This is a genomic window from Erwinia sp. S38 (genome assembly GCF_016624545.1).
GTDB classification, from domain to species: domain Bacteria; phylum Pseudomonadota; class Gammaproteobacteria; order Enterobacterales; family Enterobacteriaceae; genus Erwinia; species Erwinia coffeiphila.
On record NZ_JACVTS010000011.1, the window covers coordinates 153,497 to 179,023 of the forward strand.

The 25,527-nt window shown below is 54.6% G+C and carries 23 protein-coding genes and 1 tRNA gene; 6 read left to right on the top strand and 18 right to left on the bottom strand.

The window, feature by feature from the left end; genetic code table 11:
* Positions 1-175: 175 nt before the first annotated feature.
* Positions 176-346 carry a hypothetical protein gene (locus tag IBT46_RS14120; RefSeq protein WP_172606541.1) on the top strand — a complete coding sequence of 57 codons (171 nt, stop codon included), beginning with the start codon at positions 176-178 and terminating at the stop codon, positions 344-346.
* A gap of 1 nt (position 347) precedes the next feature.
* Here IBT46_RS14120 and IBT46_RS14125 read toward each other — a convergent pair whose 3' ends face one another.
* From IBT46_RS14125 to malX, 4 genes are all read right to left on the bottom strand, one after another.
* Positions 348-1,082, bottom strand: a complete 735-nt coding sequence (locus IBT46_RS14125; RefSeq protein ID WP_200546190.1) for a 4'-phosphopantetheinyl transferase — start codon at positions 1,080-1,082, stop codon at positions 348-350.
* A 75-nt stretch (positions 1,083-1,157) separates the two neighbouring features.
* Positions 1,158-1,364 (bottom strand): hypothetical protein, encoded by a 207-nt coding sequence (locus IBT46_RS14130; RefSeq protein ID WP_200546191.1) that lies wholly within the window; start codon positions 1,362-1,364, stop codon positions 1,158-1,160.
* A gap of 216 nt (positions 1,365-1,580) precedes the next feature.
* Complete coding sequence (locus IBT46_RS14135; protein ID WP_200546192.1) at positions 1,581-2,771, bottom strand: MalY/PatB family protein; 1,191 nt, start codon at positions 2,769-2,771, stop codon at positions 1,581-1,583.
* A 56-nt stretch (positions 2,772-2,827) separates the two neighbouring features.
* Positions 2,828-4,441, bottom strand: a complete 1,614-nt coding sequence (gene malX, locus IBT46_RS14140) for a maltose/glucose-specific PTS transporter subunit IIBC (protein WP_200546193.1) — start codon at positions 4,439-4,441, stop codon at positions 2,828-2,830.
* A 258-nt stretch (positions 4,442-4,699) separates the two neighbouring features.
* On the opposite strand from malX, the gene malI reads away from it, so the two are divergent.
* Positions 4,700-5,731, top strand: a complete 1,032-nt coding sequence (malI, locus tag IBT46_RS14145) for a Mal regulon transcriptional regulator MalI (protein WP_200546194.1) — start codon at positions 4,700-4,702, stop codon at positions 5,729-5,731.
* A 63-nt stretch (positions 5,732-5,794) separates the two neighbouring features.
* Here malI and IBT46_RS14150 read toward each other — a convergent pair.
* The 3 genes from IBT46_RS14150 to IBT46_RS14160 all read right to left on the bottom strand — a co-directional run bounded on the left by IBT46_RS14150 (position 5,795) and on the right by IBT46_RS14160 (position 7,957).
* Positions 5,795-5,871: transfer RNA gene (locus IBT46_RS14150), tRNA-Pro, on the bottom strand.
* 76 nt (positions 5,872-5,947) lie between these two features.
* Positions 5,948-7,708, bottom strand: coding sequence for an LPS biosynthesis-modulating metalloenzyme YejM (gene yejM / locus IBT46_RS14155; protein WP_200546195.1), 1,761 nt, complete (start codon positions 7,706-7,708; stop codon positions 5,948-5,950).
* Between the two features lie 21 nt (positions 7,709-7,729).
* Positions 7,730-7,957: a YejL family protein gene (locus tag IBT46_RS14160; protein ID WP_200546196.1), complete on the bottom strand. Its 228-nt coding sequence runs from the start codon at positions 7,955-7,957 to the stop codon at positions 7,730-7,732.
* A 161-nt stretch (positions 7,958-8,118) separates the two neighbouring features.
* Here IBT46_RS14160 and yejK point away from each other — a divergent pair, with 161 nt between their 5' ends.
* Complete coding sequence (yejK, locus tag IBT46_RS14165) at positions 8,119-9,123, top strand: nucleoid-associated protein YejK (RefSeq protein ID WP_105591319.1); 1,005 nt, start codon at positions 8,119-8,121, stop codon at positions 9,121-9,123.
* A 97-nt stretch (positions 9,124-9,220) separates the two neighbouring features.
* On the opposite strand, the gene rplY is transcribed toward yejK, so the two are convergent.
* Complete coding sequence (gene rplY, locus IBT46_RS14170; protein ID WP_105591320.1) at positions 9,221-9,505, bottom strand: 50S ribosomal protein L25; 285 nt, start codon at positions 9,503-9,505, stop codon at positions 9,221-9,223.
* A gap of 126 nt (positions 9,506-9,631) precedes the next feature.
* Positions 9,632-11,386 (bottom strand): DEAD/DEAH box helicase, encoded by a 1,755-nt coding sequence (locus tag IBT46_RS14175; protein WP_200546197.1) that lies wholly within the window; start codon positions 11,384-11,386, stop codon positions 9,632-9,634.
* Positions 11,387-11,572: 186 nt separating this feature from the next.
* On the opposite strand from IBT46_RS14175, the gene rsuA reads away from it, so the two are divergent.
* From rsuA to IBT46_RS14190, 3 genes are all read left to right on the top strand, one after another.
* Positions 11,573-12,277 (top strand): 16S rRNA pseudouridine(516) synthase RsuA, encoded by a 705-nt coding sequence (rsuA, locus tag IBT46_RS14180; protein WP_200546198.1) that lies wholly within the window; start codon positions 11,573-11,575, stop codon positions 12,275-12,277.
* A gap of 27 nt (positions 12,278-12,304) precedes the next feature.
* Positions 12,305-13,504, top strand: coding sequence for a Bcr/CflA family multidrug efflux MFS transporter (locus tag IBT46_RS14185; protein WP_105591323.1), 1,200 nt, complete (start codon positions 12,305-12,307; stop codon positions 13,502-13,504).
* Positions 13,505-13,997: 493 nt separating this feature from the next.
* Positions 13,998-14,345 (top strand): YejG family protein, encoded by a 348-nt coding sequence (locus IBT46_RS14190; RefSeq protein ID WP_105591324.1) that lies wholly within the window; start codon positions 13,998-14,000, stop codon positions 14,343-14,345.
* A 119-nt stretch (positions 14,346-14,464) separates the two neighbouring features.
* Here IBT46_RS14190 and yejF read toward each other — a convergent pair whose 3' ends face one another.
* The 9 genes from yejF to yeiP form a co-directional block, all read right to left on the bottom strand.
* Positions 14,465-16,048: a microcin C ABC transporter ATP-binding protein YejF gene (gene yejF / locus IBT46_RS14195; RefSeq protein ID WP_200546199.1), complete on the bottom strand. Its 1,584-nt coding sequence runs from the start codon at positions 16,046-16,048 to the stop codon at positions 14,465-14,467.
* A 1-nt stretch (position 16,049) separates the two neighbouring features.
* On the bottom strand, positions 16,050-17,075 hold the full coding sequence (locus tag IBT46_RS14200; RefSeq protein ID WP_200546200.1) for a microcin C ABC transporter permease: 1,026 nt from the start codon (positions 17,073-17,075) through the stop codon (positions 16,050-16,052).
* Positions 17,075-18,166: a microcin C ABC transporter permease YejB gene (locus IBT46_RS14205; RefSeq protein ID WP_200546201.1), complete on the bottom strand. Its 1,092-nt coding sequence runs from the start codon at positions 18,164-18,166 to the stop codon at positions 17,075-17,077. The genes IBT46_RS14200 and IBT46_RS14205 overlap by 1 nt, the downstream gene beginning before the upstream one ends.
* A gap of 11 nt (positions 18,167-18,177) precedes the next feature.
* Positions 18,178-19,986, bottom strand: coding sequence for an extracellular solute-binding protein (locus IBT46_RS14210; protein WP_200546202.1), 1,809 nt, complete (start codon positions 19,984-19,986; stop codon positions 18,178-18,180).
* A 111-nt stretch (positions 19,987-20,097) separates the two neighbouring features.
* A complete protein-coding gene (locus IBT46_RS14215) occupies positions 20,098-21,690 on the bottom strand; it encodes a cyclic di-GMP phosphodiesterase (RefSeq protein WP_200546203.1) in 1,593 nt (530 codons plus the stop codon).
* A gap of 213 nt (positions 21,691-21,903) precedes the next feature.
* Positions 21,904-22,476, bottom strand: a complete 573-nt coding sequence (gene mepS, locus IBT46_RS14220; protein ID WP_200546204.1) for a bifunctional murein DD-endopeptidase/murein LD-carboxypeptidase — start codon at positions 22,474-22,476, stop codon at positions 21,904-21,906.
* A 522-nt stretch (positions 22,477-22,998) separates the two neighbouring features.
* The gene (locus IBT46_RS14225; RefSeq protein ID WP_200546205.1) at positions 22,999-23,706 is read right to left on the bottom strand and encodes a phosphatase PAP2 family protein; all 708 of its coding nucleotides are present in this window, start codon (positions 23,704-23,706) and stop codon (positions 22,999-23,001) included.
* A gap of 37 nt (positions 23,707-23,743) precedes the next feature.
* The gene (locus IBT46_RS14230) at positions 23,744-24,727 is read right to left on the bottom strand and encodes a GTP-binding protein (protein ID WP_200546217.1); all 984 of its coding nucleotides are present in this window, start codon (positions 24,725-24,727) and stop codon (positions 23,744-23,746) included.
* An 84-nt stretch (positions 24,728-24,811) separates the two neighbouring features.
* Complete coding sequence (gene yeiP / locus IBT46_RS14235) at positions 24,812-25,384, bottom strand: elongation factor P-like protein YeiP (protein WP_105591333.1); 573 nt, start codon at positions 25,382-25,384, stop codon at positions 24,812-24,814.
* Positions 25,385-25,527 lie beyond the last annotated feature (143 nt).

Here is a 25,527-nt window from a genome sequence, read left to right on the forward strand (position 1 = left end):
TGGCAATTATTGAAGGGAGCTGCGGGGGGAGTAAAACAACAAATCTGGCATATATCATTCATCAAATGGGATAAGCGGCTATTACCAGCGGCTGGCAAAGGCTGTGCGAAATGGATATTTTGCGGAGGTGATAAAATAAGGTTTACTAACCTTTCACAACACAGAGGAGCAACGTATGAAAGGTTTATGGCTGCATTTTACCCGCTTTTTCCAGGTGCCTGCCGGTATGGCAACGCTGGATAGCTGCCGGGTTGTTGAAGCGATGATTCCAATGGTGGAACTGTATGGTGTGGATCTGCACGACCTGCCGCAGCTGAACGACCGCAGCCCGCGCGACGGTAAATAAGCTATGCAGACTCTTTCTGCAGCCCGATAACCCAGGTTAATACCGTATCGGGCTGTAATTCGACCTCTACCGTAAACTCCCTTCCGGCATAAAACTCAACGGAAAACGTCTCAGTCAGCCTTAGCGTGAGCCGCGTGTTTTGCGCATCCCAGGCAACCACCTCTGCCGCACTGAAATCCATAAAACGCCGCAGTTCGGGCCATATCGCCTTATATAAGCTCTCTTTCGCCGAAAAAACGATTGTCAACGCACAGGCAAAAGGCAGTTCAAGTCGTTCTGACAGTGCCTTCTCTGCAGGATTAACGATCATATGTGCCATTTCTGACGCGTGTTCTTCCGTCATCATCTGTTCGCAGTCGATGCCCGGCAGGACGTTATTGCGGCGGGTCAGCAGCGCGCAGATGCGACGATGGGTGTGCGAAAGCGAACCACGTATGCCTTCCGGCCACAGCGGAGCACGGTCTTCATCGTTGTGCAGAATGAACTGCGTAACGTCCATCCTGGTCAACGCCTGTTGCAGGCAGTAACGGCTGGCAAGATACTCCGCGCGGCGTTTGTTCACCGCTTTTTGCAGCCTGGCAGGGAAGGGGATATTCAGCGAATCAAACAGTTCAGGGGTGAAATGCGCTTCGTTAAACTGCACGTCGAGCAGTAACACATCGGGATAAGCGGCGAGCGGGCTAACTATCGCACTGACAATAAACGGAGGCAGAACGGGCAAGTTTACTAAAAGCATAGCCACTAACCGGTTGAAAGATGATGCGTAATTTAAACAGGTTAGTGGCCAGAGATCAAAGCGGGGCAGGCGGGATCAGTGGTTAGGCGGGATCGCGAGATTCTTAATCGATACCACGAAATGTTCATTGCCCTTGGAAATTTTGGCACCACGGTCACACCAGTGGCTGGCGAGACGGAAAAAATCGTCGCTACCGATGTCGTAGGCCAATTCTACTTTATGGATACCCGAGTGAAGAAGTTCTTCTGCATCTTTGAAGTTTGTCGCTTTTACTGTCGGCATGTTAGTCATCCTGTTTTACACAGTGCGATGAAAAGTGTATCCACAGCGTATGATATTTGTGTGACAGTTTTGTTTCACCAGAACGGGTTGCTGACAATATGCGATATAACCCGCAAAATTTTGCAACGTGTTGTAATTCAGCGGGAGGGCGCGGCTGATGACGTCCGGTATCACCCTTTCAGCTTAACTCTCAGACGCACCATTCGGCCGGAGCGGTTAACCCGAACGGTGCTGGATTAGTGCCTCAATGCCAGCAATCAATTTATCCACCCCCGCCTCAACCTTCGATCTTGGGCAGCCGACATTCAGCCGCAGGAAGCCGTTGCCCTCTTCACCGTAGGTATACCCCGGCATGATCGCGACTTTCTGTCGTTCGATCAGCTCTGTTTGCAGCAGACGATCGTCAATCCCTAACACGCGCAGATCGATCCAGGCCAGGTAGGTCGACTGCGGAGGCTGCCAGTCCAGCTGCGGAAAGGCGTGATTCAACCGTTCGGCCACGTAGCGCAGATTAGCCTGCAGGTAGTCGCGTAGCGCATCCAGCCACGGTTCTCCGGCACGATACGCCGCCACGTGGGCATGAACGGCCATCACCGCCGGGGAAGACAGGCCATCGCAGGCTTTCAATTGGTGCAGGTAGGCGTCACGAGATGTTTTGCTGCCAATCAGCCCGTAAGCGCCGGTCAGTGCAGGAATATTAAAGCTCTTGGAGCCGGAGGTCAGCAGCGCCCATTCGCCTTGTGCCACTTCATTCCACGGCGTGTGCCGATTGTCACCCCAGACCATATCCATGTGGATTTCATCGCTGATCGTTCGTACGCCGTGCCGCTCGCACAGCCCGGCAATCAGCGTAAGTTCCGCACGCGTCCAGACTTTTCCGGTCGGATTGTGCGGGCTGCACAGCAGCAGTATCGAGCAGTCTGGCTGGCTTAGCAGGTTTTCCAGCAGCGCTGCGTCCAGTCTCCAGTCGTTACCCTCTTTGATCAGCGGGCAGGGCAGCAGGCGGCGCTGATTGCCGTCCAGCACTTTATAAAACGCGTCGTAGGCCGGAGTGAAAGTGACCACTCCGTCACCCGGCTGGCTCCACAGGCGGATCAGCTGTGCCGCCATATAAATGACCGAAGGACCGTAGACCACCGTTTCACTATCAATACGGCTGTTGAAGCGCTGCTGAAACCAGTGGGCAATTGCACCGAGAAAATCATCATGCTGCCAGCGGCTGTAGCCCAGCACACCGTGCTGCAACCGCTGTTGCAGCGCTTCAAGAATGCACGGCGCGGTAGGGAAATCCATATCTGAGATGGTGAACGGCAGCAGGTCGGCGCTACCGAAGCGATCGGCGACGTAATCCCACTGGGTACACCAGGTTCCGTGACGGTCGGTGACGGTGGAGAAATCAAAAGACATGCGCTTCACTCCCTGAACAAAGCTGAAAAGGGCGGCCTGAGCCGCCCACTTGGGGTTTATACGGTAAGCGGTTCCGCTGCCGCAGGGCTGGAAGCGCTTCGGATCAGCACATCCAGCTCGTCTTTCACCGACTGCACCTGTGGGCCAATTACCACCTGCAGGTTGTGTTCATTAAGATGCACTACACCAATCGCCCGGTTAGCCTTCAGCGTGGCATCATCCACCAGCGTCATATCCGCTACCGACAGGCGCAGGCGGGTGATGCAGTTGTCCAGCGATACGATGTTACCGGCACCGCCCAGCGCACTCAGAATAGCCGGCACGTTGTAGCCCGATTTGCTGGAAGACGGCACGGCGGCGGCAGCAGGCAGGCTGTCCGATTCGCGGCCGGGGGTTTTGATATTAAAGCGGGTAATTGAGAAGCGGAAGATCGCGTAGTAACCCGCGAACCAGATGGCCGAGACAACCGGGACCAGATACCACTTGGTGGCGGTGCCGTGCAGGATGCCAAAGACCACAAAGTCAATGATGTTGCCGTCCGTATTACCGATGGTCACGCCCAGTACCGACATCACGGTGAAGCCCAGCCCGGTCAGGAATGCGTGGATCACGTACAGCGCAGGTGCCACGAACAGGAACAGGAATTCGATCGGTTCGGTGGTACCGCCGACCACGCAGGCAACCACGCCGGAAATCAGCAGTCCCTTAATTTTATGGCGATTTTCCGGTTTCGCACAGTGGTACATCGCCAGTGCAGCGCCCGGCAGACCGCCGAGGAAGGCCGGCATCTTACCCTGCGACAGGAACTGTGTTGCGCTTTCAGAAAAACCGTGGGTGGTCGGGCAGGAGAGCTGTGCCTGGAAGATGGTCAGCGCGCCGCTGACCTCGCGGCCGCAGACATCTAACGTTCCACCCGCTTCGGTAAAGCGGATCAGCGCGACCAGGATGTGCTGCAGGCCGAACGGCAGCAGGAAACGCTCGCCGGAGCCGAAAATCATCGGGCCAAATACGCCCGCGCCCTGGATCAGGCGGCCAAGGCCGGTAATCCCGGCAGCGAAGAACGGCCAGATCAGCGGGATCAGTAAACCGACCAGTCCCAGCACCACGGTGGTGACAATCGGCACGAAGCGGGTACCGCCGAAGAACGCCAGTGCGTCCGGCAGGCGAATGGTGTTAAAGCGCTCGTGCAGTCGGTAGACGATGATGCCAACGATCACCGCACCCAGAATGCCGGTATCGATAGACTGAATGCCCAGAATCATCTGGATATTATTGGCTTTCAGCACCGCCGGATCGGTAGTGGGCAGCGTACCGTTGGCGGTCAGATAGAAGTTAACGGCCAGATTCAGCACGGTGAAACCGACGAAGCCGGAGAAAGCGGCAACGCCTTTATTCTCGCGCGCCATCCCCAGCGGAATCGCAATAGCGAACATCACCGGCAGGAAGCTGAAGGCGAAAGAGCCAACCTTACTCATCCAGACGAAAATCAGCTGAAGAACGGGATTGCCCAACACCGGTAGCAGGGTGATGACATCGCGGCTGCTCAGTGAACTGCCAATGCCGAGCATAATGCCGCAAAATGACAGCAGCGCGACCGGCAGCATGAAAGTTTTACCCAGGCTCTGGAAGAACTCCCAGAGTGTGAAACGTTGTTTTTTATGTGCAGGCATACCCGCTCCCCAATGGTGTTGTTAGGCTCTGTGTTGTTGGCGGCTAAGATAAAACGTTTTACCAAAACAATACGTGTTCAAGCTCACACTATCCGATCATTACAGACATAACGGGGTTTAAAAAAGGTTTAACGTTTTACTAAAATTGCTTAATAATATATAACTCTCTGACCAGGCTAATTTTTTGCTTCCGGGTACGTATAATGGCGGCCGTGAGCGATGCCGTTTCGTGGAGTCCGGTATGAACGATAAAGTCCGATGAACCATAAAAAGATCACGATTATCGATGTGGCCCGCCATGCCGGTGTGTCTGTCACCACCGTTTCACTGGTGCTGGGCGGCAAGGGGCGTATCTCTCAGGCGACGGCTGAGCGGGTTAACCGCGCTGTGGATGAACTGGGTTTTGTGCGTAATCGTCAGGCAAGTACGCTGCGCGGCGGCGAATCCGGCGTGGTCGGGCTGATTGTCCGCGACATCTGCGAGCCGTTTTACGCCGAAATGACCGCGGGTCTGAGCGAAATGTTTGAAGCGCAGGGCAAAGTTTTGTTCCTGCTGCAAAGCGGAGCGTCGGGAAAAGGTCTGATGCGCTGCTTCGATACGCTGCTGACGCACGGCGTGGACGGCATTGTGATTGCCGGTGGTGAAGGGGCAATGAGCGGCCTGAAGGAAAAGGCCGAAGAGCAGGGCGTGCCGCTGATTTGCGCCACCCGTTCCGGCGGTATTGACGGCGTTGACGTGGTCCGCCCCGACAATATGCTGGCGGCAAAAATGGCCACGGAATACCTGATAAGGCAGGGGCACAAGCAGATCGCCTATCTCGGAGGGCTTAGTAATTCACTGACCCGCGCCGAACGGCTCGGCGGTTTTTGCGCCACGCTTCTGCAATACGGCCTGCCGTTCCGCACGGAATGGATTATCGAATGCGATTATCAGCAAAAGTGTGCGGCGGATGCGACGGAACTGCTGCTCTCCCAATACCCAAAAATCAGCGCCATCGTCTGCCATAAATCTTCCGTGGCGCTCGGGGCTTATTTTGGCGTGCTGCGCACCGGCGCTGAAGTTGGCGGCGGCGCAGTTGACAGTTTCTTCCAGCAAAAAATCGCCCTGATTGGCATGGAAGACGCCCCCGAATCCGAACTGACCGAACCCCCGCTAACCTCAATTGCTAACTCCGCCCGTGAAATCGGCCACGCCACGGCGCGGCGCCTGCTGCTGCGCATCGGCGGCCAGAATCTGGAAGTGCAGAATATTATCGTGCCGCCCGCGCTGGTGGAGAGGGCGTCGGCGTGATGATGCTGACAAAATTCAGGCACAAAAAAACCAGCCGTAAGAGGCTGGTTTTTTTTAGGTATTTGGTCGGCACGAGAGGATTTGAACCTCCGACCCCGGACACCCCATGACCGTGCGCTACCAAGCTGCGCTACGTGCCGATATTTGCAGCATAGTTTACTGAACTGGCCTTCGAATGCAAGTAGCTAACATCTTGACTGCGTTATATTTATACAGTCAGTTAGCGATAAAACGTTTTTCGTCGGTCAGCACCTGAAGCAGCAGCGCCAGCTGTGGCTTGTGATTCTTCAGCTCTTCACCCTGCGAATTCCACGCCGTATAGCTACCGTTGTTATCCAGCAGCAGTGTCTCATCGGCGGTGGTGATGACCAGGCGGTGGTTGCTGATACTGCTTGCCACCCAGTTATGACGACGCTTCGCAGAAAACAAGTCTTCCCCCTGCGAATAGTCAGCAAGCGGCGTATTCACATGCAGAAGACGCTGCATCAGGGTTGCCATAATGTCCTGATGATCGGTGAGTTTATTCACCGTTTGTGCGGGCGTTTGTGGCCAGTGCACGATCATCGGCACCTGTAGCGCTGCGCGATTGCCCGGATTGTCATCACCTTCCAGCACCACGCCGTGCTGAGCGGTAATGACCACCACTGTCTTGTCTAACAGCCCTTTCTGTTCCAGCGTAGCCAGCACGCTTTGTATCTGCTGATCGACATTGGCAGCGGCCCGACTGTACCGACGAAGGCGTTGCTTATCGGAACTATCCCCGCCGCTGTTATCTGCGGTGGTTAATGACAGATAGGAGAACCACGGATTGCTATCGTTTCTGTGCCCGTTCAGCCAGTTTTGCCACTGGGTGGTCGTCTGATCGTTGCTCTGTTCGCGTGCTTCCGGCAGAGAGAAATCAGACAGCAGCGCCTGGCGATACAGCGGCGAATTGAAGCCGTCGCTGGCAAACAGGCCAAACTGATACCCCTGCTGGCCCAGCGTGCCAATCAGCGTTGAAGCAATGCGTGATGAGAGTACGCCGTCCATATAGCTCGGGGAAATACCATAAAACAGCCCAAACAGACCGGTGTCATCGGTGCCGCCGGAGCTGAAGTGCTGGCTAAAGCGCACATTGCTTTCGGCGAAACGCGTCAGATTCGGCAGCATTTTAGGCATGCTGGCTTCATTCAGCCCGTCCACGGTGATGACCAGCAGGTTGTTGCGTGTACCGCGATCGCTGACGGTAATATCGCTCAGCGGATAGGCGACCGACAGCGCTTCAGGATTCCCCTGCTGCACCAGGCGGCGCTGATACTCCTGCGCATCCAGCAGACCGTATTTTTCCAGGAAGCGTCGCGCTGTCATTGGATAGGAAAGCGGAAGGTTCGAACGCTGCATCGTGATCGGGCGATAGAAGTTAGCATCCGCCCAGATATACATCAGATGACTGGCAAAGAAGGCGCTGATAAACAGGGCCGCCAGCGGTTTGCCGAAGCTGCGGCGGTTCAGGCTGCGCAGCTTTTGCCAGCTCCAGGTGGCAAACAGCATCTCCACAAGGAAAATCACCGGCACGCTGATAAACATCAGCTGCCAGTCGCGCGCCAGTTCGCTTTGATCGGGGTTAATCACCAGTTCCCAGACAACGGGGTTCAGGTGCAGGTGGAATCGTTCAAAGACCGCGCCGTCGACCAGAATCAACGTCAGTCCCGCGGTGGCGATAATCGCCGACAGGAAGCGCAAAAGCCGCTGAGACATTACCACGAAGGTCAACGGGAAAACGATCAGCAGATACGCGGCGAAGACGATAAAGCTGAAGTGCCCGATCCAGCTGCTAAACGCATAAATCCGACCGGCCAGCGAGGTTGGCCAGTCGGAAACAAACAGGTAGCGGCTACCCAGAATGAACGCAAAAATGATGTTAAACAGGGCGAACCAGTGCCCCCAGCTTATCATCTGGGAGACTTTTTCACGGTAGCGCTGCCGATTTGTTACCATAACGGGATCAGAGTCGTCTCATCAGTGGGCTTTATCTTCGCGTACCGACGCCTTAAGCGCTTCGGCAAACGAACGAGCCATAGTCTGGCGCTGCGCAGGTGCAACGCTGGTATTGAGCAGGTTGGTCACCATATTTCCCAAAACCATCAGGGAAAGATCGGTAGGAGTCTGGTTTTTTTCCAGTACCTGGACCAGTTCTGCGAGGATTTTTTCCACGCGTTCGTTACTGTAACGGGATGATTGTGCCATAGCGTCTATTTTACTGAGATTTAAAAGGCGTCATTTTACCGTAACAGCACGTTTTTTTCTGCATTTTTATCGTCAGCAACGGGTTAATGTTGTTGCTGATTGGTTGATCGAAATAGCACTCGGTGATTGAATACGCGCCTGTGCCAAGAGGAGAGTTTACCATGAGTCTGGATATCGACCAGATTGCCCTTCATCAGTTGATCAAACGTGATGAACAGACGCTGGATCTGGTTCTGCGTGATTCGCTGCTGCCGTCAACCCCGGCGGTTACCGCCATGATGGAAGAGCTGCACCGCGTTTACAGCGCCAAAAGTAAAGCCTATGGCCTGTTCAACGAAGAGAGCGAGCTGGCCGAGGCGCTGCGCAACTGCCGCAAAGGCGAGGATGATTTTCTGGCTTTCAGCCGTGCCGCCACCGGTCGCCTGCGTGATGAACTGGGTAAATATCCCTTTGCAGAAAGCGGCGTTGTGCTGTTTGGCCAGTACCGCTACCTGGCGGTGAACTATCTGTTGATCGCGGTGCTGAGCAGCCAGAACAGTATGCGCGTGAACGAAGAGCTGGATATCAGCAGCACGCAGTTCCTGGACATTAATCATGCCGATATCGTGGCGCGCGTCGATTTGACCGAGTGGGAAGCTAACCCGGAGTCGACCCGTTATCTGACCTTCCTGCGCGGGCGGGTAGGGCGCAAAGTCGCCGACTTCTTTATGGACTTCCTCGGTGCCAGCGTGGGTCTGGATACCAAAGCGCAGAACCGCGGCCTGCTGCAGGCGGTGGATGACTATTGCGCGGAAGCCAGCCTCGATAAAAACGAGCGGCAGAACTACCGTCAGCAGGTTTACAGCTATTGCAACGAGCAGCTGCAGGCGGGTGAAGAGATCGAACTTCAGGGGCTGTCGGAAGAGCTGGCGCCGCTGGGTGAAAAAACCTTCCAGGCGTTTACCGCCGAGCAGGGCTACGAGCTGGAAGAGAGCTTCCCGGCCGATCGCAGCACTCTGCGTCAGCTGACCAAGTTTGCCGGCAGCGGCGGTGGCTTAACTCTGAATTTTGACGCTATGCTGCTGGGCGAGCGTATCTTCTGGGACCCGACCACCGATACGCTGACCATTAAGGGCACGCCGCCCAACCTGCGCGATCAATTGCAGCGCCGCACCAGCGGTAAGTAGCCGCACAGGGCGGATCTGATTTCAGGTCTGCCCGAATTCAGCATAAAAAAAACGCCGCATATGCGGCGTTTCTTTTACATCTGTAACGAACGAGCGATTAAGCGCGAACGAAGTCGATGTGGTGCAGTTTTGGCTTGAACGGGTGACGCTGAACAGCCTGCACTTTAACTTTGATTTCTTTGCCATCTGCAACCAGAGTCAGCACTTCTTCGTAAAAACCAGGCTTAGCCTGCATGTTCATTACGGAGTCGTGGTCCAGTTCGATAGCGATAGCTTCTTCTTTGCCACCGTAAACGATAGCTGGGAATTTGTTAGCTACACGCAGGCGGCGGCTCGCACCCTTACCCTGCTCTTTACGTACTTCTGCATTGATAGTGAACATTTTAAAGTCTCTTCAGTTTTTGTCCCTGCTACAGGCGACCCAGCAGCAGGCGGATTGTTCAGCTTTTGCATAGCAAAAGCGGGCGGCATTATAGCCTCGTTTGCCGCTGTGGGCAACGTAATAAACTCAGCGCAGCTCATTAGCCCGGCGAAAACGTCCCTGGTAATCAAAGACTTTTTCCCGCACCTGCCAGAAATGGCGCTGTTTGCGGGCGACAACAAAATCGGGATGGCGCAGCAGCGGCTGGAGGCTGATGATATCGTCAGCCGTTTTCCAGTTCAGCGGCACGCCCGGTGCGCGCTGGTGCGGGCGTAAAAAAAGCTGCTCAAAGGCGGTGCGCTGCGCCGGGCTTTTCAACCGGAAACGCTCGCTCACCTCGGTGGCTTCTTCATCGAAGTAGCGGGCCTTCAGCCATTCGCCGTGCTCGTCAGCGCCGGCCTCCAGCACCATGGCCGCACAGCGCAGTACCAGCGCATCCTTCAGCTTCAGCGCGGCTTTCAGCATATCGTCGGGATCGACCAGAATCGTGTCGCACTCGCGGCAGCGACGGGCGGCAATATCATTTTCGGCATTGCACTGCGGGCAGTTCTTGAAGCGAAAGCGATAGTCACACTGCTCTCGGTTGCCTTCATCATCCTCCAGCACGCCCTGGCAGCGGCGGCCAAAGTGCTCAATGATCGTGCCGTCGGCGGTGGTTTTCCCCCAGAAGGTGTTGGCGAAACCGCAGCCGGGGCAGAAAACCTGCACCGGCTTATTGTCACTTTTCCCTTTTGGCGTCCCCACTTCCGGCGTGAACAAATCGTGGGGATTACCGGCGTAGTCGAGGATCAGGCAGTCGCTTTTCCCCGGACTGAGGCGCAGTCCGCGGCCGACAATCTGCTGGTAAAGGCTGACCGATTCAGTGGGGCGCAGAATGGCAATCAGGTCGACGTGGGGCGCATCAAAGCCCGTGGTCAGTACCGCGACGTTGACCATATATAGCAGCTCACGCGCCTTGAAGGCGGTAATCAACGCGTCGCGTTCGGCGACGGGCGTTCCGGCGCTGATTAAGGCTTTACTGTCCGGCAGCAGGCCGAGAATTTCTCTGGCATGCTCAACGGTCGCGGCGAAGATCATCACGCCCTGACGCTCTTGAGCAAATTCGACGATCTGCTGAATGATATGCGGCGTGATGCGCTGCTGCTGTTTCAGTTCACGGTTGAGATCGGCCTCGCTGAACAGGCCATTTTCCTGCGCCTGCAGACGGCTGAAATCATACTGCACCACCGGCATGTCCAGCCGCTCAGGCGGGACCAGAAAGCCGTGCTTAATCATATAGCGCAGCGGAAGCTCATAGATGCAGTCGCGAAACATCGCCTGCTCGCTGCCGCGCACCATGCCGTGATAGTGGAACTGATAGATCCAACCTTTCCCCAGCCGGTAAGGCGTGGCGGTAAGGCCAAGCAGGCGCAGTTGTGGATTGCGCTGACGCAGTTGGTTGATGATTTGCTGATACTGGCTGTCGTCGGCATCACTGATGCGATGGCACTCATCAACAATCAGCAGTGAAAAACGGTCGTCAAACTGCGCCAGGTTTCGTGCCACCGACTGCACGCTGCCGAACACCACTTTTGCCTGGCTCTCTTTACGCTGTAGTCCGGCGGCAAAGATGTCCGCCTCCAGATCATAAGCCTGATATTTCGCGTGATTCTGCGCCACCAGTTCTTTGACATGCGCCAGCACCAGTACCCGACCACGCGCCACGCGGGCCAGTTCGGCAATCACCAGGCTTTTGCCCGCGCCGGTCGGCAGCACGATGACCGCCGGCTCGGCGGAGCGGCGAAAGTAGCTGACGGTGGCATCCACCGCTTCCTGTTGATAGGGGCGTAGGGTAAAAGACATGAACACTCACTGCGGAAAAAATATTTGGCTATTATGCCACGAAAGGGCGTTATGAGGACTATTCCCTCTGTGACGCAGGGACTTCTGCGGCTATACTGTGCATTCCATTCTGGATGAGCGCTTCGCGCCACATCACAAGACGTTAATCGTCAGTTTTCATTCCAAAATACAGGCAGTGCAGAGTTAATGCGACTTGATAAGTTTTTATCCCAGCAGCTGGAAGTCAGCCGCGCCATCGCCGCACGTGAGCTGCGAGCAAAAAGAGTGACCGTTGACGGCGAAGTCGTGCGCGATGGCTCGTTTAAACTGAGCCCTGAAAGCCTGGTGGAGTTTGACGGTAATCCGCTGCAGCAGCAGCTGGGGCCGCGCTATTTCATGCTGAATAAGCCGGTGGGTTACGTCTGTTCCACCGACGATCCCGATCATCCTACCGTGCTGTATTTCCTCGCCGAGCCGACCGCCTATAAGCTGCATGCCGCCGGACGGCTGGATATTGATACCACCGGTCTGGTGCTGATGACCGATGACGGTCAGTGGTCACACCGTATTACTTCTCCTCGCCACCACTGCGAGAAAACCTATCTGGTGACTCTTGAGCATCCGCTGAGCGACGACACGGCGCAGCAGTTTGCCGAAGGCGTGCAGTTGCACAATGAGAAGACGCTGACCAAACCGGCGGTGCTGGAAGCGCTCGACGAACATCACGTGCGCCTGACCATCAGTGAAGGTCGTTACCATCAGGTGAAACGGATGTTCGCCGCGGTGGGGAACCGCGTGGTGGAGCTGCATCGCGAACGTATTGGTGATATCAGTCTGGATGCCGATCTGGAGCCGGGTGAGTACCGCGCGCTGACTGAGGAAGAAGTCGCCAGCGTTGGGCTGGCGCGCTAGCGCACAATAATTTCAAAGGGGCAGTGAGTGTCAAAGGATAAGAATTCTTCCGCAGGATTGGTGGTGATCCTCGGTCTGTTGGCGATGCTGATGCCGCTTTCGATCGATATGTATCTGCCTGCGCTGCCGCAGATTGCTCGCGAGTTTGGCGTGTCGGCGGGCAGCGTGCAGATGACGCTCAACGCCTACATTCTTGGCTTTGCACTTGGTCAGCTTATCTATGGGCCGCTGGCGGATAGCTTTGGCCGCAAGCCGGTGATTGCGGTGGGCACGCTGATCTTTGCGGTGGCTGCCGCCGCCTGTGCGCTTTCGCAGAGTATTGAGCAGCTGATCAATATGCGTTTCCTGCACGGCCTGTCGGCGGCGGCGGGCAGCGTGGTGATCAGCGCCTTGATGCGCGACAGCTACTCGAAAGAGGAATTCTCGCGCATGATGTCGTTCGTGATGCTGGTGACCACCGTGGCACCGCTGCTGGCGCCGATCGTCGGTGGCTGGCTGCTGCTGATCTGGAGCTGGCACGCTATTTTCTGGACGATTTCCGTGGCGGCGATTATTACCACGCTGCTGGTGGTAACCCAGATAAAGGAGACGTTGCCGAAGGAGAAGCGACAGCGGTTTAATTTGCGTACCACGCTGGGTAATTTCCTTTCGCTGTTTCGCCATAAGCGGGTGTTCAGCTATATGCTGGCCAGCGGCTGTTCGTTTGCCGGGCTGTTTTCATTCCTGAACGCCGGGCCATTCGTTTACATCGAGCTGAACCATATTTCGCCGCAGCATTTTGGCTACTACTTTGCGCTGAATGTGGTGTTCCTGTTCCTGATGACGCTGCTGAACAGCCGCTGTGTTCGGCGTTTTGGTCCGCTGGCGATGTTCCGCTTTGGTCTGCTGGTCCAGTTCACTATGGCGGTTTGGCTGCTGCTGGTTAGCGCGCTGGATCTCGGCTTCCTGCCGCTGGTGTTTGGCGTGGCGATGTTTATCGGCTGTGTAGCGATGGTGTCATCGAATGCGATGGCGGTGATCCTGGATGAATTCCCTCATATGGCGGGAACCGCTTCTTCCCTGGCGGGCACGCTGCGTTTTGGTGTGGGCGCGCTGGCCGGGGCGCTGCTGTCTACCATGACCTTTAACAGCGCGTGGCCGATGGTCACAGCGATCTTTATCTGCGCCACGCTATCGGTTGTTCTGTTCCTTTATGCGGCGCGGCCGCGTCACGCTCAGTCCGCCTGATTCTGCGGCCGGGCCGCTTTTGGCCCGGTAGTAATACCCAATCCCCAATCCCCGGTGCTCAGGTACAGGGTCTCTGCTGCCATCCGTTAATCCGCTTCAGACATCAATCTTCGAATCGTTCATCCAGCCTGTTCGTGGGCTGTTTCTCTTCCGTACCCGGGCACGCCTGACTGTAGCCGGGCAGCGATGCATTTGATCAAGTACCGGACATTCTTACCGTTCTGTTGATTATTTGTGAAATGCTAACCCTGAAAAAGTAACAATATTGCTACGAAAACGGTTGTGATCCCGAGGGTAACGCGGTAAATATAGCGAATAAATGAGAGTTACCTCTCAAAAAAAGACTATAAAAAATGTGGATAAGTCAGGTAATTAAAACTGCCTGAGATAAATAATGCTGTTTATCAGCACGTTAAAGTTATTTCCACAATTGATGATTTACCTTGTAAAATAATTGTGAAAAAATTGTTTAAAGGTCACTCTGGGGGGGACTATGTTGAATACATTACAACATTCAGTGGTACATCGTTTGCCAGCCAGTTATCGACGCTGCGGTGGGCCTGTCGGCTTCACCGTAGAACCGCAAGCTGCCAATGTGTTAAACAGCGATGACGACTTGATCGGGCTGCGCCTGCTGAGCCACAACGGTGATTCTGCATGGGAAATTATGCAGAACATCAAACTGGCACTGGCTGATATGCAGCTGGAGTGTTCCGTGCTGGAGCTGGAAGGTGAGCCCTGCCTGTTTGTTCATCGACAGGATGAATGCACCACCACCTGCCGCCTGAAGAATTTCGGCGTCGGTATTGCTGAAACCTTTGCCGGTGAACGCCGCGATTAGGTCAGGCTGAGTCTCACCACATTTGAACAAGCTTGTCCCCACCGCCAGACGTTTTGATTAAGCCTGACCCGGCCGCAGAACGTCATAACTAAACCCGTAGCAGCACGTCGATCTCGCGATCAGGCCAGCATCAGCAGCTGGCGAGTGTATTCCTGCTGTGGCGTATTAAAAATCTTCTCACATTCTCCCTGCTCGACCACTTCTCCCTGCTGTAGTACCACGACCTGATGACAAAGCGAACGCACCACCTGCAAATCGTGGCTGATAAAGATGTAGGCCAGCCGGTGCTGTTGCTGAAGCTTTTTCAGCAGGGCGAGGATCTGTTTCTGCACCGAACGGTCCAGTGACGAGGTTGGTTCATCCAGAATGATCAGCTGCGGTTGCAGGATTAGCGCGCGGGCGATGGCGATACGCTGGCGCTGACCGCCGGAAAACTCTGCCGGATAGCGCTGGCGAGTTTCGGGGTCCAGGCCGACCTCTTCCATTGCGGTAATCACCTTTGCTTCCCGCTGCCCGGCATCCAGCTCGGGGTGGTGAACCTGTAGCCCTTCTGCAATGATTTGCAGCACGTTAAGCCGCGGATTCAGCGCCGAGTTAGGGTCCTGAAACACCACCTGGATCTGACGGCGCACCGGCAGCATCTGCTTGCGGTTCCACTGGTGCAGCGGCTGGTTGTTAAACCAGATATCGCCACCGGACGCAATCAGCCGCAGCAGCGCCAGTCCGGTGGTGCTTTTACCGGAGCCGGATTCCCCAACCAGACCGAGCGTTTCACCCGGATGCAGGCTAAAACTCAGCGATTTTAATGCATGGTGATAGCCCACCGTGCGGCGCATCAGCCCCTTTTTAATCGGGAACGCTACCTGTAAGTTATCCACTTTCAGCAACGGTGCCTGTTCTGTATCCGCGGGTTCCGGTCGACCTTCTGGCTCAGCATCCAGCAGCTGGCGAGTATAAGGATGCTGCGGCGCGGCAAAGAGCTGCTGTGTGCTGTTATGTTCCACAGCCTGGCCGTTGCGCATCACAGTTACGCTATCCGCAAGCTGGCGCACAATATTCAGGTTATGGGTGATAAACAGCAGGCCCATATTCAGCTCCTGCTTCAGCTCCTTCAGCAGGGTGAGGATCTGCGCCTGTACCGTCACATCCAGCGCGGTAGTGGGTTCGTCGGCAATTAACAGTTCGGGCTGAGTCAGCAGCGCCATCGCAATCATCACGCGCTGGCGCTCGCCGCCGGAAAGCTGGTGGGGAAAATCATTTAATCGGCTGGTCGCATTGCGGATGCCCACACGTTCCAGGCAGCTGAGCATTTCGGCCCGTGCGGCTTCCCGGCGCATCCCGCGATGCAGTGACAGCACTTCATAAAGCTGCTTTTCTATGTTGTGCAGTGGGTTTAGCGAAACCATCGGTTCCTGAAAAATCATCGCTATACGGTTACCGCGCAGGCCACGCAGCGTGCGTTCATCGGCATGCAGCACGCTCTGACCGGCAAACTGGATATCACCCTGCGGGTAAACCACCGGCGGTGAAGGCAGTAGCCGCATCACCGACAGCGCCGTCACGCTTTTACCTGAGCCTGACTCGCCGACCAGCGCCACGGTTTCACCGGCATCCACCGAAAGCGAAAGCCCGTCCACCACGCGCCGTTCAACGCCGCCCTGGCGAAAAGCAATGCTCAGATCCTGAATCGAAAGTAGCGCCATATCAGTGTACCTTGCTCGGGTCAAAGGCGTCGCGCACGGCTTCACCAATAAAAATTAACAGTGACAGCAGGATCGCCAGCGAGAAGAAGGCGGTCAGCCCCAGCCACGGAGCCTGTAGATTATTTTTACCCTGTAGCAGGAGCTCCCCCAGCGACGGCGAACCCATTGGCAGCCCGAAGCCAAGAAAATCCAGCGAGGTCAGCGTGGTGATCGATCCGCAAAGAATAAACGGCAGGAAGGTCAGCGTGGCGACCATCGCATTCGGCAGCATATGCCGCGACATAATGCGCCAGTCGCTGACCCCCATCGCCTGTGCGGCGCGGATGTAGTCGAAGTTACGCGTGCGGAGAAATTCCGCGCGAACCACGCCGACCAGGCTCATCCAGCCGAAAATCACGGTAATGGCCAGCAGCCACCAGAAGCCGGGCTGTACCACGCTGGAGAGCAGGATAATCAGGAATAACGTCGGCATGCCCGACCAGACCTCAATAATACGCTGTCCCCACAGATCGACTTTACCGCCAAAATAGCCCTGGGTTGCGCCGACGATAATGCCAATCACGCTGGAAAACAGCGTCAGCATCAGGCCAAACATCAGGGAAATCCGCGTGCCGTAGAGAATGCGCGCCAGCACGTCGCCACCGTTAGCATCGGTGCCCAGCCAGTTTTCCAGCGAGGGCGGGGAAGGGAAGGGGCGGGTGCTGGCAAAGTTAATTGTATTATCGCCGAAGCGGATTGGAGCCCAGATAGCCCAACCCGCGCTGTCCAGCCGCTGCTTCAGCCATGGGTCCTGATAATCTGCCGGGGTGTCCAGCGGCCCGCCAAAGTCACTTTCGGTATAGTTCACCACCAGCGGGAAATAGGTCCGATCCTGATAGTGCACCACCAGCGGCTTATCGTTCGCCAGCAGTTCGGAACCGAGGCAAAGCACGAAAAATACCATGAAGATCCACAGCGACCAGTATCCGCGGCGGTTATGCTTAAACCGCGCCCAGCGGGCCTGATTAATCGGGTTTAAATGGCTCATCAGCGCCCCTCGAAATCAATACGCGGATCGACCAGCGTGTAGGTGATATCGCTGATAATGTTCAGCAGTAACCCGATCAGCGTGAAAATGTACAGCGTGCCAAACATCACCGGATAATCGCGTTGAATGGTCGCGTCGTAGCCCAGCAGACCCAGGCCGTTAAGCGAGAACATCACCTCAATCAGCAGCGAGCCGGTAAAGAACATGCTGATAAAGGTGGCGGGGAAACCGGCGATCACTAACAGCATGGCGTTTCGGAACACGTGGCGGTAAAGAATTTTCTCCTCATCCAGCCCTTTGGCCCGGGCGGTAACGACGTACTGCTTGCGGATCTCATCAAGAAACGAGTTTTTAGTCAGCATGGTCAGCGTCGCAAAGCCACCGATTACCGTCGCCAGCACCGGCAGGGTGATATGCCAGAGATAGTCGGTGATTTTGCCATACCACGGCAGGCTGTCGAACTGCGGTGAGACCAGCCCGCGCAGTGGGAACCAGTCGAGGTAGCTGCCTCCGGCAAACAGCACAATCAGCATGATACCGAACAGGAAAGAGGGAATGGCGTAGCCGATGATTATCGCCGTGCTGCTCCAGATATCAAACGCGCTGCCGTTGCGTACCGCCTTCTTGATGCCCAGCGGAATCGAAACCAGATAAATAATCAGCGTGCTCCATAGTCCCAGCGTCACCGACACCGGCAGGCTTTCTTTGATCAACTGTATAACAGAGCTGCTGCGGAACAGGCTGTCGCCGAAATCAAAGCGCAGATAGTTCCACAGCATGGTGAAATAACGCTCGTGCAGCGGTTTATCAAAGCCGTAGCGCTTGGTGATTTCAGCAATCACCTCAGGGTCCAGACCGCGGGAACCGCGATACTGACCGTCAGCGGGGGAGGCATTCAGCGAGCTTCGCGAGTGGGAGGCGTTTTCGCCGGCAGCACCCGGCAGGCCGGTGGTCTGTCCAAACTCAATATTGGCAATGGCCTGATCGACCGGGCCACCTGGTGCAATTTGCACGATAAAAAAGTTAATGGTGATAATCGCCCACAGGGTGGGAATAATCAGCAGTAAGCGACGAAGAATATACGCACCCACAGTCAGGCTCCTTAACGACGCTGCGCCGGCAGCTGTGCGGCTTTGTTGACATCGTACCACCAGCTGTCAAAGCCCAGCGAATAGGTTGGGCGAGTGGTCGGCATCGAGAATTTATTCCAGTAGGCATAACGATCGTTAGCGCTGTACCACATGGGGATCATGTAGTAGTTCCACAGCAGCACCCGGTCCAGCACTCGTCCCAGAGCGATCAGCGCCGGTTTATCGCCCTGATGCTGGTTAATCTGTTCGATCAGATTATCGACCAGCGGACTATTGACGCCCGGCCTGTTGTAGCTGGAATTGATATAGCTGCTGGCCCAGTAAAACTGCAGGCCGGTATCGGGAGTGGCAAAAGCGGCATAGGGCGAGGGCAGCATATCGAAATCACGGCTGCGCAGGCGGGAAAGATACTGCGAGCTGTCCACCTGACGTACATCCATGGTAATACCGATACGCGCCAGATTATGTTGGAACGGTAGCACCCACTGGTCGCTGCCGCCGCTGCGCAGCAGCAGTTCGAAGCGCATTGCTTTGCCGGTTTTAACGTTGACCAGCTGTTTGTTTTTCAGCTCCCAACCGGCCTGTTTTAACAGATCGAGCGCCTGCAGCAGTTTGCCCCGGTCGTAGCCACTGCCGTCAGTTGTCGGTGGCTGATAGATTTTATCAATAACTTCAGGTGGATACTGCCCCTTTAGCGGGGCAAGTATTTCCAGTTCGCTGGCGTCAGGGTAGTTGCGTGCAGCGTACTCTGTATTCTGGAAATAGCTGTCGACCCGCTTATAGGCATTATAAAACAGCGCTTTGTTCATCCAGTCGAAATCAAACACCAGCGACAGCGCTTCACGCACTTTCGGATCGCTAAACTGCGGGCGCTGAATATTAAAGGCCAGCCAGTTGGTGTCGGTAGCGACGGTATTCGGCACCGGATCTTTGATGATATAGCCGCGTTCAAAGTTATTGCCGTTGTACTGCGTGGCCCATTTTTTTGCCGAACCTTCCGCCCGGAAATCAAACGCGCCGGCCTTAAATGCCTCGAATGCCACGTTATCATCGAGATAATAGTCGTAGCGGATTTTGTCGAAGTTAAAACGCCCCTTATTCACCGGCAGGTTTGCTGCCCAGTAATCTTTTACCCGCGAGTAGGTGATTGACTGGCCGACTTTATAGGCGGTAATGCGATAGGGCCCACTGGACGGAGGCGGGTAGGGGAGGGGCTCACCCAGATTACGGTTTTTCCAGAACTTCTCCGGGAACACCGGCGATGACAGCAGCGATAGCATCTTGTCACGATCGGGCTGCGGTTGTTCAAAACGCACCGTCAGACGGGAAATGGCCTTTGCCGTTACGCCCTTATAGTAGACGCGATACTGCGGCACGCCCTGGGTCATAAACATATTGAAAGTGAAGGCAACATCGGCAGCGGTAATCGGCGAACCATCCTGGAATCGTGCCTGGGGATTAATATTCACTTCCACCCAGCGATAGTTATCCGGGTAGCGGGCGAATTCTGCAATCAGTGGATACAAACTACCGGCTTCATCATCGGAAGAGGTGAACAGGCTGTCATACAGTGCTTCTGTGCGCGCACCGGGACTGCCGCGCATGGCATAGCGGTTAAAGTTATCGTAGGTGCCAATCGCCGAGAGGGTAATACTGCCGCCTTTTGGCGCGGCGGGGTTGGTGTAATCAAAATGTGTGAAGCCTGTGGCGTATTTTGCAGTACCAAGCTGGGCGAAACTGTAGCCCTCATTAATTTTTTCAGCCTGCACGCAGGCTGCGGTCAGGCTGAATAAAGCAAGGGCAACAACGCGCACAATCATGGTTTAACAGGCTCCCGAAGGTTATTGAAAAAGACAGGCAAGTCAGACTGACAGTAAAGCTAACCGGGCGCAATGATAGTTAAGCCTTTTTACCCGTTTTGACAGTTGATGCTAACCAACCAGTACCGTGCGATCGTTTGACACGGACTGGTCGATAAAATAATCCACCAGCTGGGGTACTGTTCGCGGCCGGCTGAATAAATAGCCCTGCATATGGGTAATACCGCCATTGATCAGCCACAGCGCCTGCTCGGCGGTTTCCACGCCTTCGGCTACCGTATTCAGATTCAGTTTCTGCGCCAGATTCAGCACGGCGTCCAGTACCGGAGAGTTAACGGTTTCAGTGCCAATACTGAGAACAAAACCCCGATCGATCTTCAGGTAATCAAATTTAAACTTTTCCAGATAGATTAACGCACTGTGGCCGGTGCCAAAATCATCAATCGCAATTTTAATATTTTGCTGGCGAATCCAATGGAAGATTTCATCCGCGCTGTTGTCATCCACCATAGCGCGTTCGGTAATTTCGAAAATATATTCGAAATGATTTTGCGGCATGGCTTCCAGCCAATCGAGCACATCCTGGCGAAAAGTCGGATAGCTTAAATGCAGTGGGGAAAGATTAATACCCAGACGCGTTCCGGCAGGGATAATCTGGCGCAGCTGATGCGCATCGCGTGCCACAAGCTGGAATAAATGCCGGGTAAGCGGAACGATCAGATTTTGGCCTTCGGCATAGCTGATAAACGCATCGGGTGGTATACGGCCTTCGGTCGGATGTGTCCAGCGCAACAGGGCTTCAAGCCCGTAAGTTCGCCCGGTGCTGGCTTCTATTACCGGCTGGTACTCGACGTGAAATTCTCCACGCTTCATACCCAGCTGGATCTCTTTTCCCTGGCGCTGACGCAGTAAAAGCGCAAGGAAACAGGCAAAGGCGGCGATGATGCTGAGCAACAGTCCGGCGAGAAGGATGACATGAACATCGCGCGCAGGAAGCGTTTCCCCGTAGAAATAGAGCGTCATGGGGTAACCGGGAATGGAAATCGTGCGCAGCGGATGCTGCGGCAAATCTGCAAGGTTAACCACTCCGTCATTCCAGGTGGTTAACGCGTTATCTTTTGTGGCTATCGCCATTCCGGCGATCTCCAGATGACGGGAGGTCAGCAGCAGGTAAGGGGTCAGGTTAACGTTCAAAGTGACAAACACGCCGTAGGACGGGTGATTTGCATCGGACAGCCAAATGGCGATTGCGGGTTTGCCCGGAACCATTGGCGTGTCGGGGATCAGGCGAACATCCAGTGGTTTAGCGATGTCGGTTAAGGGGGAAATGCTTTTTACCGCCAGCGACATTGGCCCGGTGGCGGAGGAGCAGAAGGCCACGCCGTTTTTGACCAGCAAAATGGCACGAATATTAGGAGCGAATGCGGCGCGCTGAATCAGATCATTACGAACCTGGTCGCAGCTGGCAATACTGGCGGCGGCCTGTAAAGGCTGTAAGGTTTGCTGAAGTTCACCGAACAGGTTGATGACATAGCTTTGCGTGTAGCCAGCCAGCCGGTTATGGCTTTCGGAATGGCGGTTCCAGGTGATACTCAGGGTAATAACGATAAACAACAGAAAAAAAATAAAACCAATGGCGGCACTCAGACAGACTATCTTGCGCTGCTGGGGGACCAGTCGCGTGACGTTTGTTGGCAGTGGCATAGGGTGATATCTCCCGTTATAGCCGGTTTTTTATTATTTATTAGTAACAAACAGCTTCTCTGGTGTAAGCAATGCAGGATATAACGGCGGCGGGTTTCTGTCTTCATATTCTTTTGATTATCAATAGTTTTTTTGCTGGAAAACAGGCGAAAAAAAAACGCTGCCGTGGCAGCGTCTTTTTCTCTCGTGTTTCGCAGACTTCAACGGAGGAAATCAGCTTTGAGTTCGGCTCAGAACCCGGCGTGCATCGCGGTAGCGATTTTTCCAGTACGACTCGTTGAGATTAGAAATCATCACGCCGCTGCTGGTCGATGCATGTACGAAGTTGTCATTACCGATATAAATACCAACATGACGCCCCGTAGAGCCTGCGCGGAACAGAACTAAATCACCCGGGCGCAGTTTCGCGCGCTGGATACTCTTTCCGCTGTCTTCCTGTTCATAAGTCGAGCGAGGAAGATCTAAACCAAACTGTTCACGAAACGTAGTCTGAACAAAGGCCGAGCAGTCAATGCCACGTTTGCTGGTACCGCCTAAACGATAACGCACGCCTTTCCAGTCTGCGTACTGATCCATTAAACGGGATTTAATATCCACGTTCTGAACCATCTGTTCGAATTCATCCTGAGACGCTTGAAGTAAAAAACCATTCTGGTCTTTAACTGCATGAGTATCAGTTTGTACATTGTGCCCGCTGTTCGAACTACATGCTGACAAAAGTGCCGCGAATGCGACGGCGGGGATTGCCCGCAGGATATATCTCAGAATAGGTTGAGACTTGACCATTATGTTTGTAATCCCTTGAAGTCCTTAACGACAGAGTCGTTAGTTAAAATGCGAAACGAAACGAGATTAATTAGCGCATCACAAGATGACAATTTCGGAATCTTTAAAATGTGTTAGCGAGCACGTTTTAAAATGTAACAGACCGAAATATTTTACCCATTTTGCCTAACCGGAAACGAGGTTACCCCATTACAACGCCCATGGCGAGGGGTTTTAAGTACTTTTTTATAGGTTTTTTTGATGTGAAATAACCAGATACGCATTTGGTTAGAGAACGGACAATAATGGAGGTTTTAGCGTGACAGACAGCACAGCTTTGTGACAGAAGGCATAGCGGCTGCGAGATTAGGAATAATCTCAAAGAATGACAGTTGGTTACCTTGTCGAGCTCACCTGCCTGGGCATAATGAAATGTTCTGCGTGATTCACTATGTTAGCCTGCTAATTAATTTCTCATCCGCATTAAAGATAAGAAAAATATTTATCCTTAATGCGGAATGTACAGCAGGTTTATAAGGGGAATTACCTGGCCGGTTTATATTTACCCGGTAAATGACGGTAGAGCCAGTTCACCAGATAGTCGCTGGCCGGCGTCATTAGCCACCAGCTCATTCCCACCAGTACCACGGAAAGGGAGCCGACGGCAATGTCGGTAAACCAGTGGGCGCCAATCATCACGCGCGGCATTGCAAACACCAGTACGATCAGCACCGCCACGGCAAACGCGCGGCGGCTGAAATAGCGCAGCATAAAGCAGGCGAAAATAATCAGCATCATACCGTGGTCGCCGGGGAAACTGTCCGCCGAGGAGTCTTTGGTCGGAATACCGGTCAGCTGTGAGACATGATGCACGTCCGGGAAATATTTCGTCGGGCTGGCATGTGAAACCGGGATCAGATGGCCGAGCTGGTTCAGGCCCACGGCGGTAATCAGCATGGTGATGCCGATGGCCAGCATTCTGCGGCGGCCCTGCGGCGTTTCACGACGCCAGAAGTGCAGATACAGACCGCCCATCGCCAACAGAGAGACGCCGTCAAATGCGCGGAAGTTGGTGATGGCTACCAGCCACAGCAGAAGTTTACTGGTCACCATGCGGTCGTTGAACCAGTAGAATATCCCTTTATCGATGGCAAACCACTGGCCGTGGCCTGCGGGAAGATACCAGGAGAAAAAGAGGATTAGCCCCAGCGCATTGAGTAAAAGGATGGTCAGTAAGCGTTTAGTTGTCATAAATACCAGAGTGTCATTAGCCAGGTCGCGGCGTAGGTTATCTCTGATAGTGTAAACGAAGTTTCAACAAAGAAGTTTGCAAACTGTTCCAATCCGCGCGCGCATCGTCGATAAGTTCGATGCGACTGTCCGGGGGCTCGGCGCTGCGGGTCTCAATATGGAAGTCTGCACCCTGGCGATTAATGCTGACCATACCTTCCGCAATCCGCATGACGCCTTTCACCCGGGAAACCGGTGCCAGCCTTGCCCACTCCAGCAGGCCGATGGTATCAAACACCGTATCGCCGTTGAAAACCCAGCCGCAGGCATAGTATCCCTGGCCCTCATTCAGCGCTCGCCGCCACGGCATGTTGTCGTCAGGCTTGAGTGCCGACAGCCGCGACGGTGCGGTACTGTGATGATGATGGGCGGGATGGGGTAATTCGCGCAGATTGCGGCGTGGGGTGTCCAGCAGCGCTGCATCAATCTCGCCGTGCTGGGTGGTAACCAGCGTGCGGCCGGAGGCTGACTGCTGCTGGAAGTTCAGTAGAGCCTGGCGGCTGGCGTCGTCCCAGCGATCCTGTTTATTGGCAATAATGATGTCGGCGGCGGCCAGCTGGTCACGGAAGTTTTCATTATCCACCACCCGTTCATCCAGCAGCTGGCGCGGATCGAGCAGGCAGAGCGTGGCGCGCAGATCGATCCAGGGTTCGTACACGCTGGCCGATAGCATATCGAGGATCTGTTTCGGATGACCCAGACCGGTAGGTTCAATCAGCAGCCGATCCGGTTTTGACTGCTTCAGCAGCATATTCAGTCCGACCTGCATGGGCAGCCCGTTCACACAGCACATACAGCCGCCGGGGATCTCTTTCAGCACGGCACCGGTTTCTGCCAGCAGCGCACCATCAATACCCACTTCACCAAATTCGTTGACCAGTACCGCCCACTTTTCACCGTCGGGTTTATTCGCCAGTAAATGCCGCAGCGTGGTGGTTTTTCCGCTGCCAAGAAAGCCGGTGATCAAATTTACCCGGGTCATCATTGCTCCAGTTAATGCGTTTTCTTTTTGTTATAACATAACAAAAAGGGCGATGTCATTGCACATCGCCCTTGTCCGGCAGAACTAGTCTGCACGGCTCATATAACGACGCTCGGGAATATGAATGCGGATCTTGTCACCGTTGCTGAGGTATTCCGGTACCTGGATAACCAGACCGGTGCTCATTGTTGCGGGCTTAGTACGGGCGCTGGCAGAGGCACCTTTAATGCCCGGCGTGGTTTCAACAATTTCCATATCCACGGTCTGCGGCAGCTCAAGCGCCAGGATCTGGCCATCCATCGTCAGCACCTGGATGCCCGGAATGCCGCCTTCCGGCAGGAACAGCAGTTCGTCTTCGATCTGATCCTGCTTGAAGTTGTACGGGGTGTAATCTTCGTCATCCATAAAGACGTATTCGTCACCGTCTATATAAGAGAAGGTAACCTGGCGGCGGCTGAGGGAAATCGTGTCGAGGATGTCATCGCCTTTGAAGCGCTCTTCAACCTTCAGCCCGGTGCGTACATCCGTGAAGCGCATTTTGTACAGCGTGGACGCACCGCGTGCGCTTGGGCTTTGCACATCAATATCTTTTACCAACAGCAGTTTGCCGTTGTAGCTGATGGCCATACCTTTTTTGATTTCATTCGCTCTTGGCATAAAACGGATCTCACGTGGAAGAGAGGAAAATTTATCGCGACAAGGTACTCGCGCCCGGGCTTTCAGGCAAGATCTGCCTGCATGGCTAAGCGGAAAAAAGCGGGAATTGTAATTATGAGGATATCCCGATCGTCGGTGGTTTA

Excerpts from the sequence above, each read along its gene's own strand:
- IBT46_RS14120 (WP_172606541.1), top strand. The coding sequence starts at position 176 with ATGAAAGGTTTATGGCTGCATTTTACCCGCTTTTTCCAGGTGCCTGCC.
- IBT46_RS14125 (WP_200546190.1), bottom strand. The coding sequence starts at position 1,082 with ATGCTTTTAGTAAACTTGCCCGTTCTGCCTCCGTTTATTGTCAGTGCG.
- IBT46_RS14130 (WP_200546191.1), bottom strand. The coding sequence starts at position 1,364 with ATGCCGACAGTAAAAGCGACAAACTTCAAAGATGCAGAAGAACTTCTT.
- IBT46_RS14135 (WP_200546192.1), bottom strand. The coding sequence starts at position 2,771 with ATGTCTTTTGATTTCTCCACCGTCACCGACCGTCACGGAACCTGGTGT.
- malX (WP_200546193.1), bottom strand. The coding sequence starts at position 4,441 with ATGCCTGCACATAAAAAACAACGTTTCACACTCTGGGAGTTCTTCCAG.
- malI (WP_200546194.1), top strand. The coding sequence starts at position 4,700 with ATGAACCATAAAAAGATCACGATTATCGATGTGGCCCGCCATGCCGGT.
- yejM (WP_200546195.1), bottom strand. The coding sequence starts at position 7,708 with ATGGTAACAAATCGGCAGCGCTACCGTGAAAAAGTCTCCCAGATGATA.
- IBT46_RS14160 (WP_200546196.1), bottom strand. The coding sequence starts at position 7,957 with ATGGCACAATCATCCCGTTACAGTAACGAACGCGTGGAAAAAATCCTC.
- yejK (WP_105591319.1), top strand. The coding sequence starts at position 8,119 with ATGAGTCTGGATATCGACCAGATTGCCCTTCATCAGTTGATCAAACGT.
- rplY (WP_105591320.1), bottom strand. The coding sequence starts at position 9,505 with ATGTTCACTATCAATGCAGAAGTACGTAAAGAGCAGGGTAAGGGTGCG.
- IBT46_RS14175 (WP_200546197.1), bottom strand. The coding sequence starts at position 11,386 with ATGTCTTTTACCCTACGCCCCTATCAACAGGAAGCGGTGGATGCCACC.
- rsuA (WP_200546198.1), top strand. The coding sequence starts at position 11,573 with ATGCGACTTGATAAGTTTTTATCCCAGCAGCTGGAAGTCAGCCGCGCC.
- IBT46_RS14190 (WP_105591324.1), top strand. The coding sequence starts at position 13,998 with ATGTTGAATACATTACAACATTCAGTGGTACATCGTTTGCCAGCCAGT.
- yejF (WP_200546199.1), bottom strand. The coding sequence starts at position 16,048 with ATGGCGCTACTTTCGATTCAGGATCTGAGCATTGCTTTTCGCCAGGGC.
- IBT46_RS14200 (WP_200546200.1), bottom strand. The coding sequence starts at position 17,075 with ATGAGCCATTTAAACCCGATTAATCAGGCCCGCTGGGCGCGGTTTAAG.
- IBT46_RS14210 (WP_200546202.1), bottom strand. The coding sequence starts at position 19,986 with ATGATTGTGCGCGTTGTTGCCCTTGCTTTATTCAGCCTGACCGCAGCC.
- IBT46_RS14215 (WP_200546203.1), bottom strand. The coding sequence starts at position 21,690 with ATGCCACTGCCAACAAACGTCACGCGACTGGTCCCCCAGCAGCGCAAG.
- mepS (WP_200546204.1), bottom strand. The coding sequence starts at position 22,476 with ATGGTCAAGTCTCAACCTATTCTGAGATATATCCTGCGGGCAATCCCC.
- IBT46_RS14225 (WP_200546205.1), bottom strand. The coding sequence starts at position 23,706 with ATGACAACTAAACGCTTACTGACCATCCTTTTACTCAATGCGCTGGGG.
- IBT46_RS14230 (WP_200546217.1), bottom strand. The coding sequence starts at position 24,727 with ATGACCCGGGTAAATTTGATCACCGGCTTTCTTGGCAGCGGAAAAACC.
- yeiP (WP_105591333.1), bottom strand. The coding sequence starts at position 25,384 with ATGCCAAGAGCGAATGAAATCAAAAAAGGTATGGCCATCAGCTACAAC.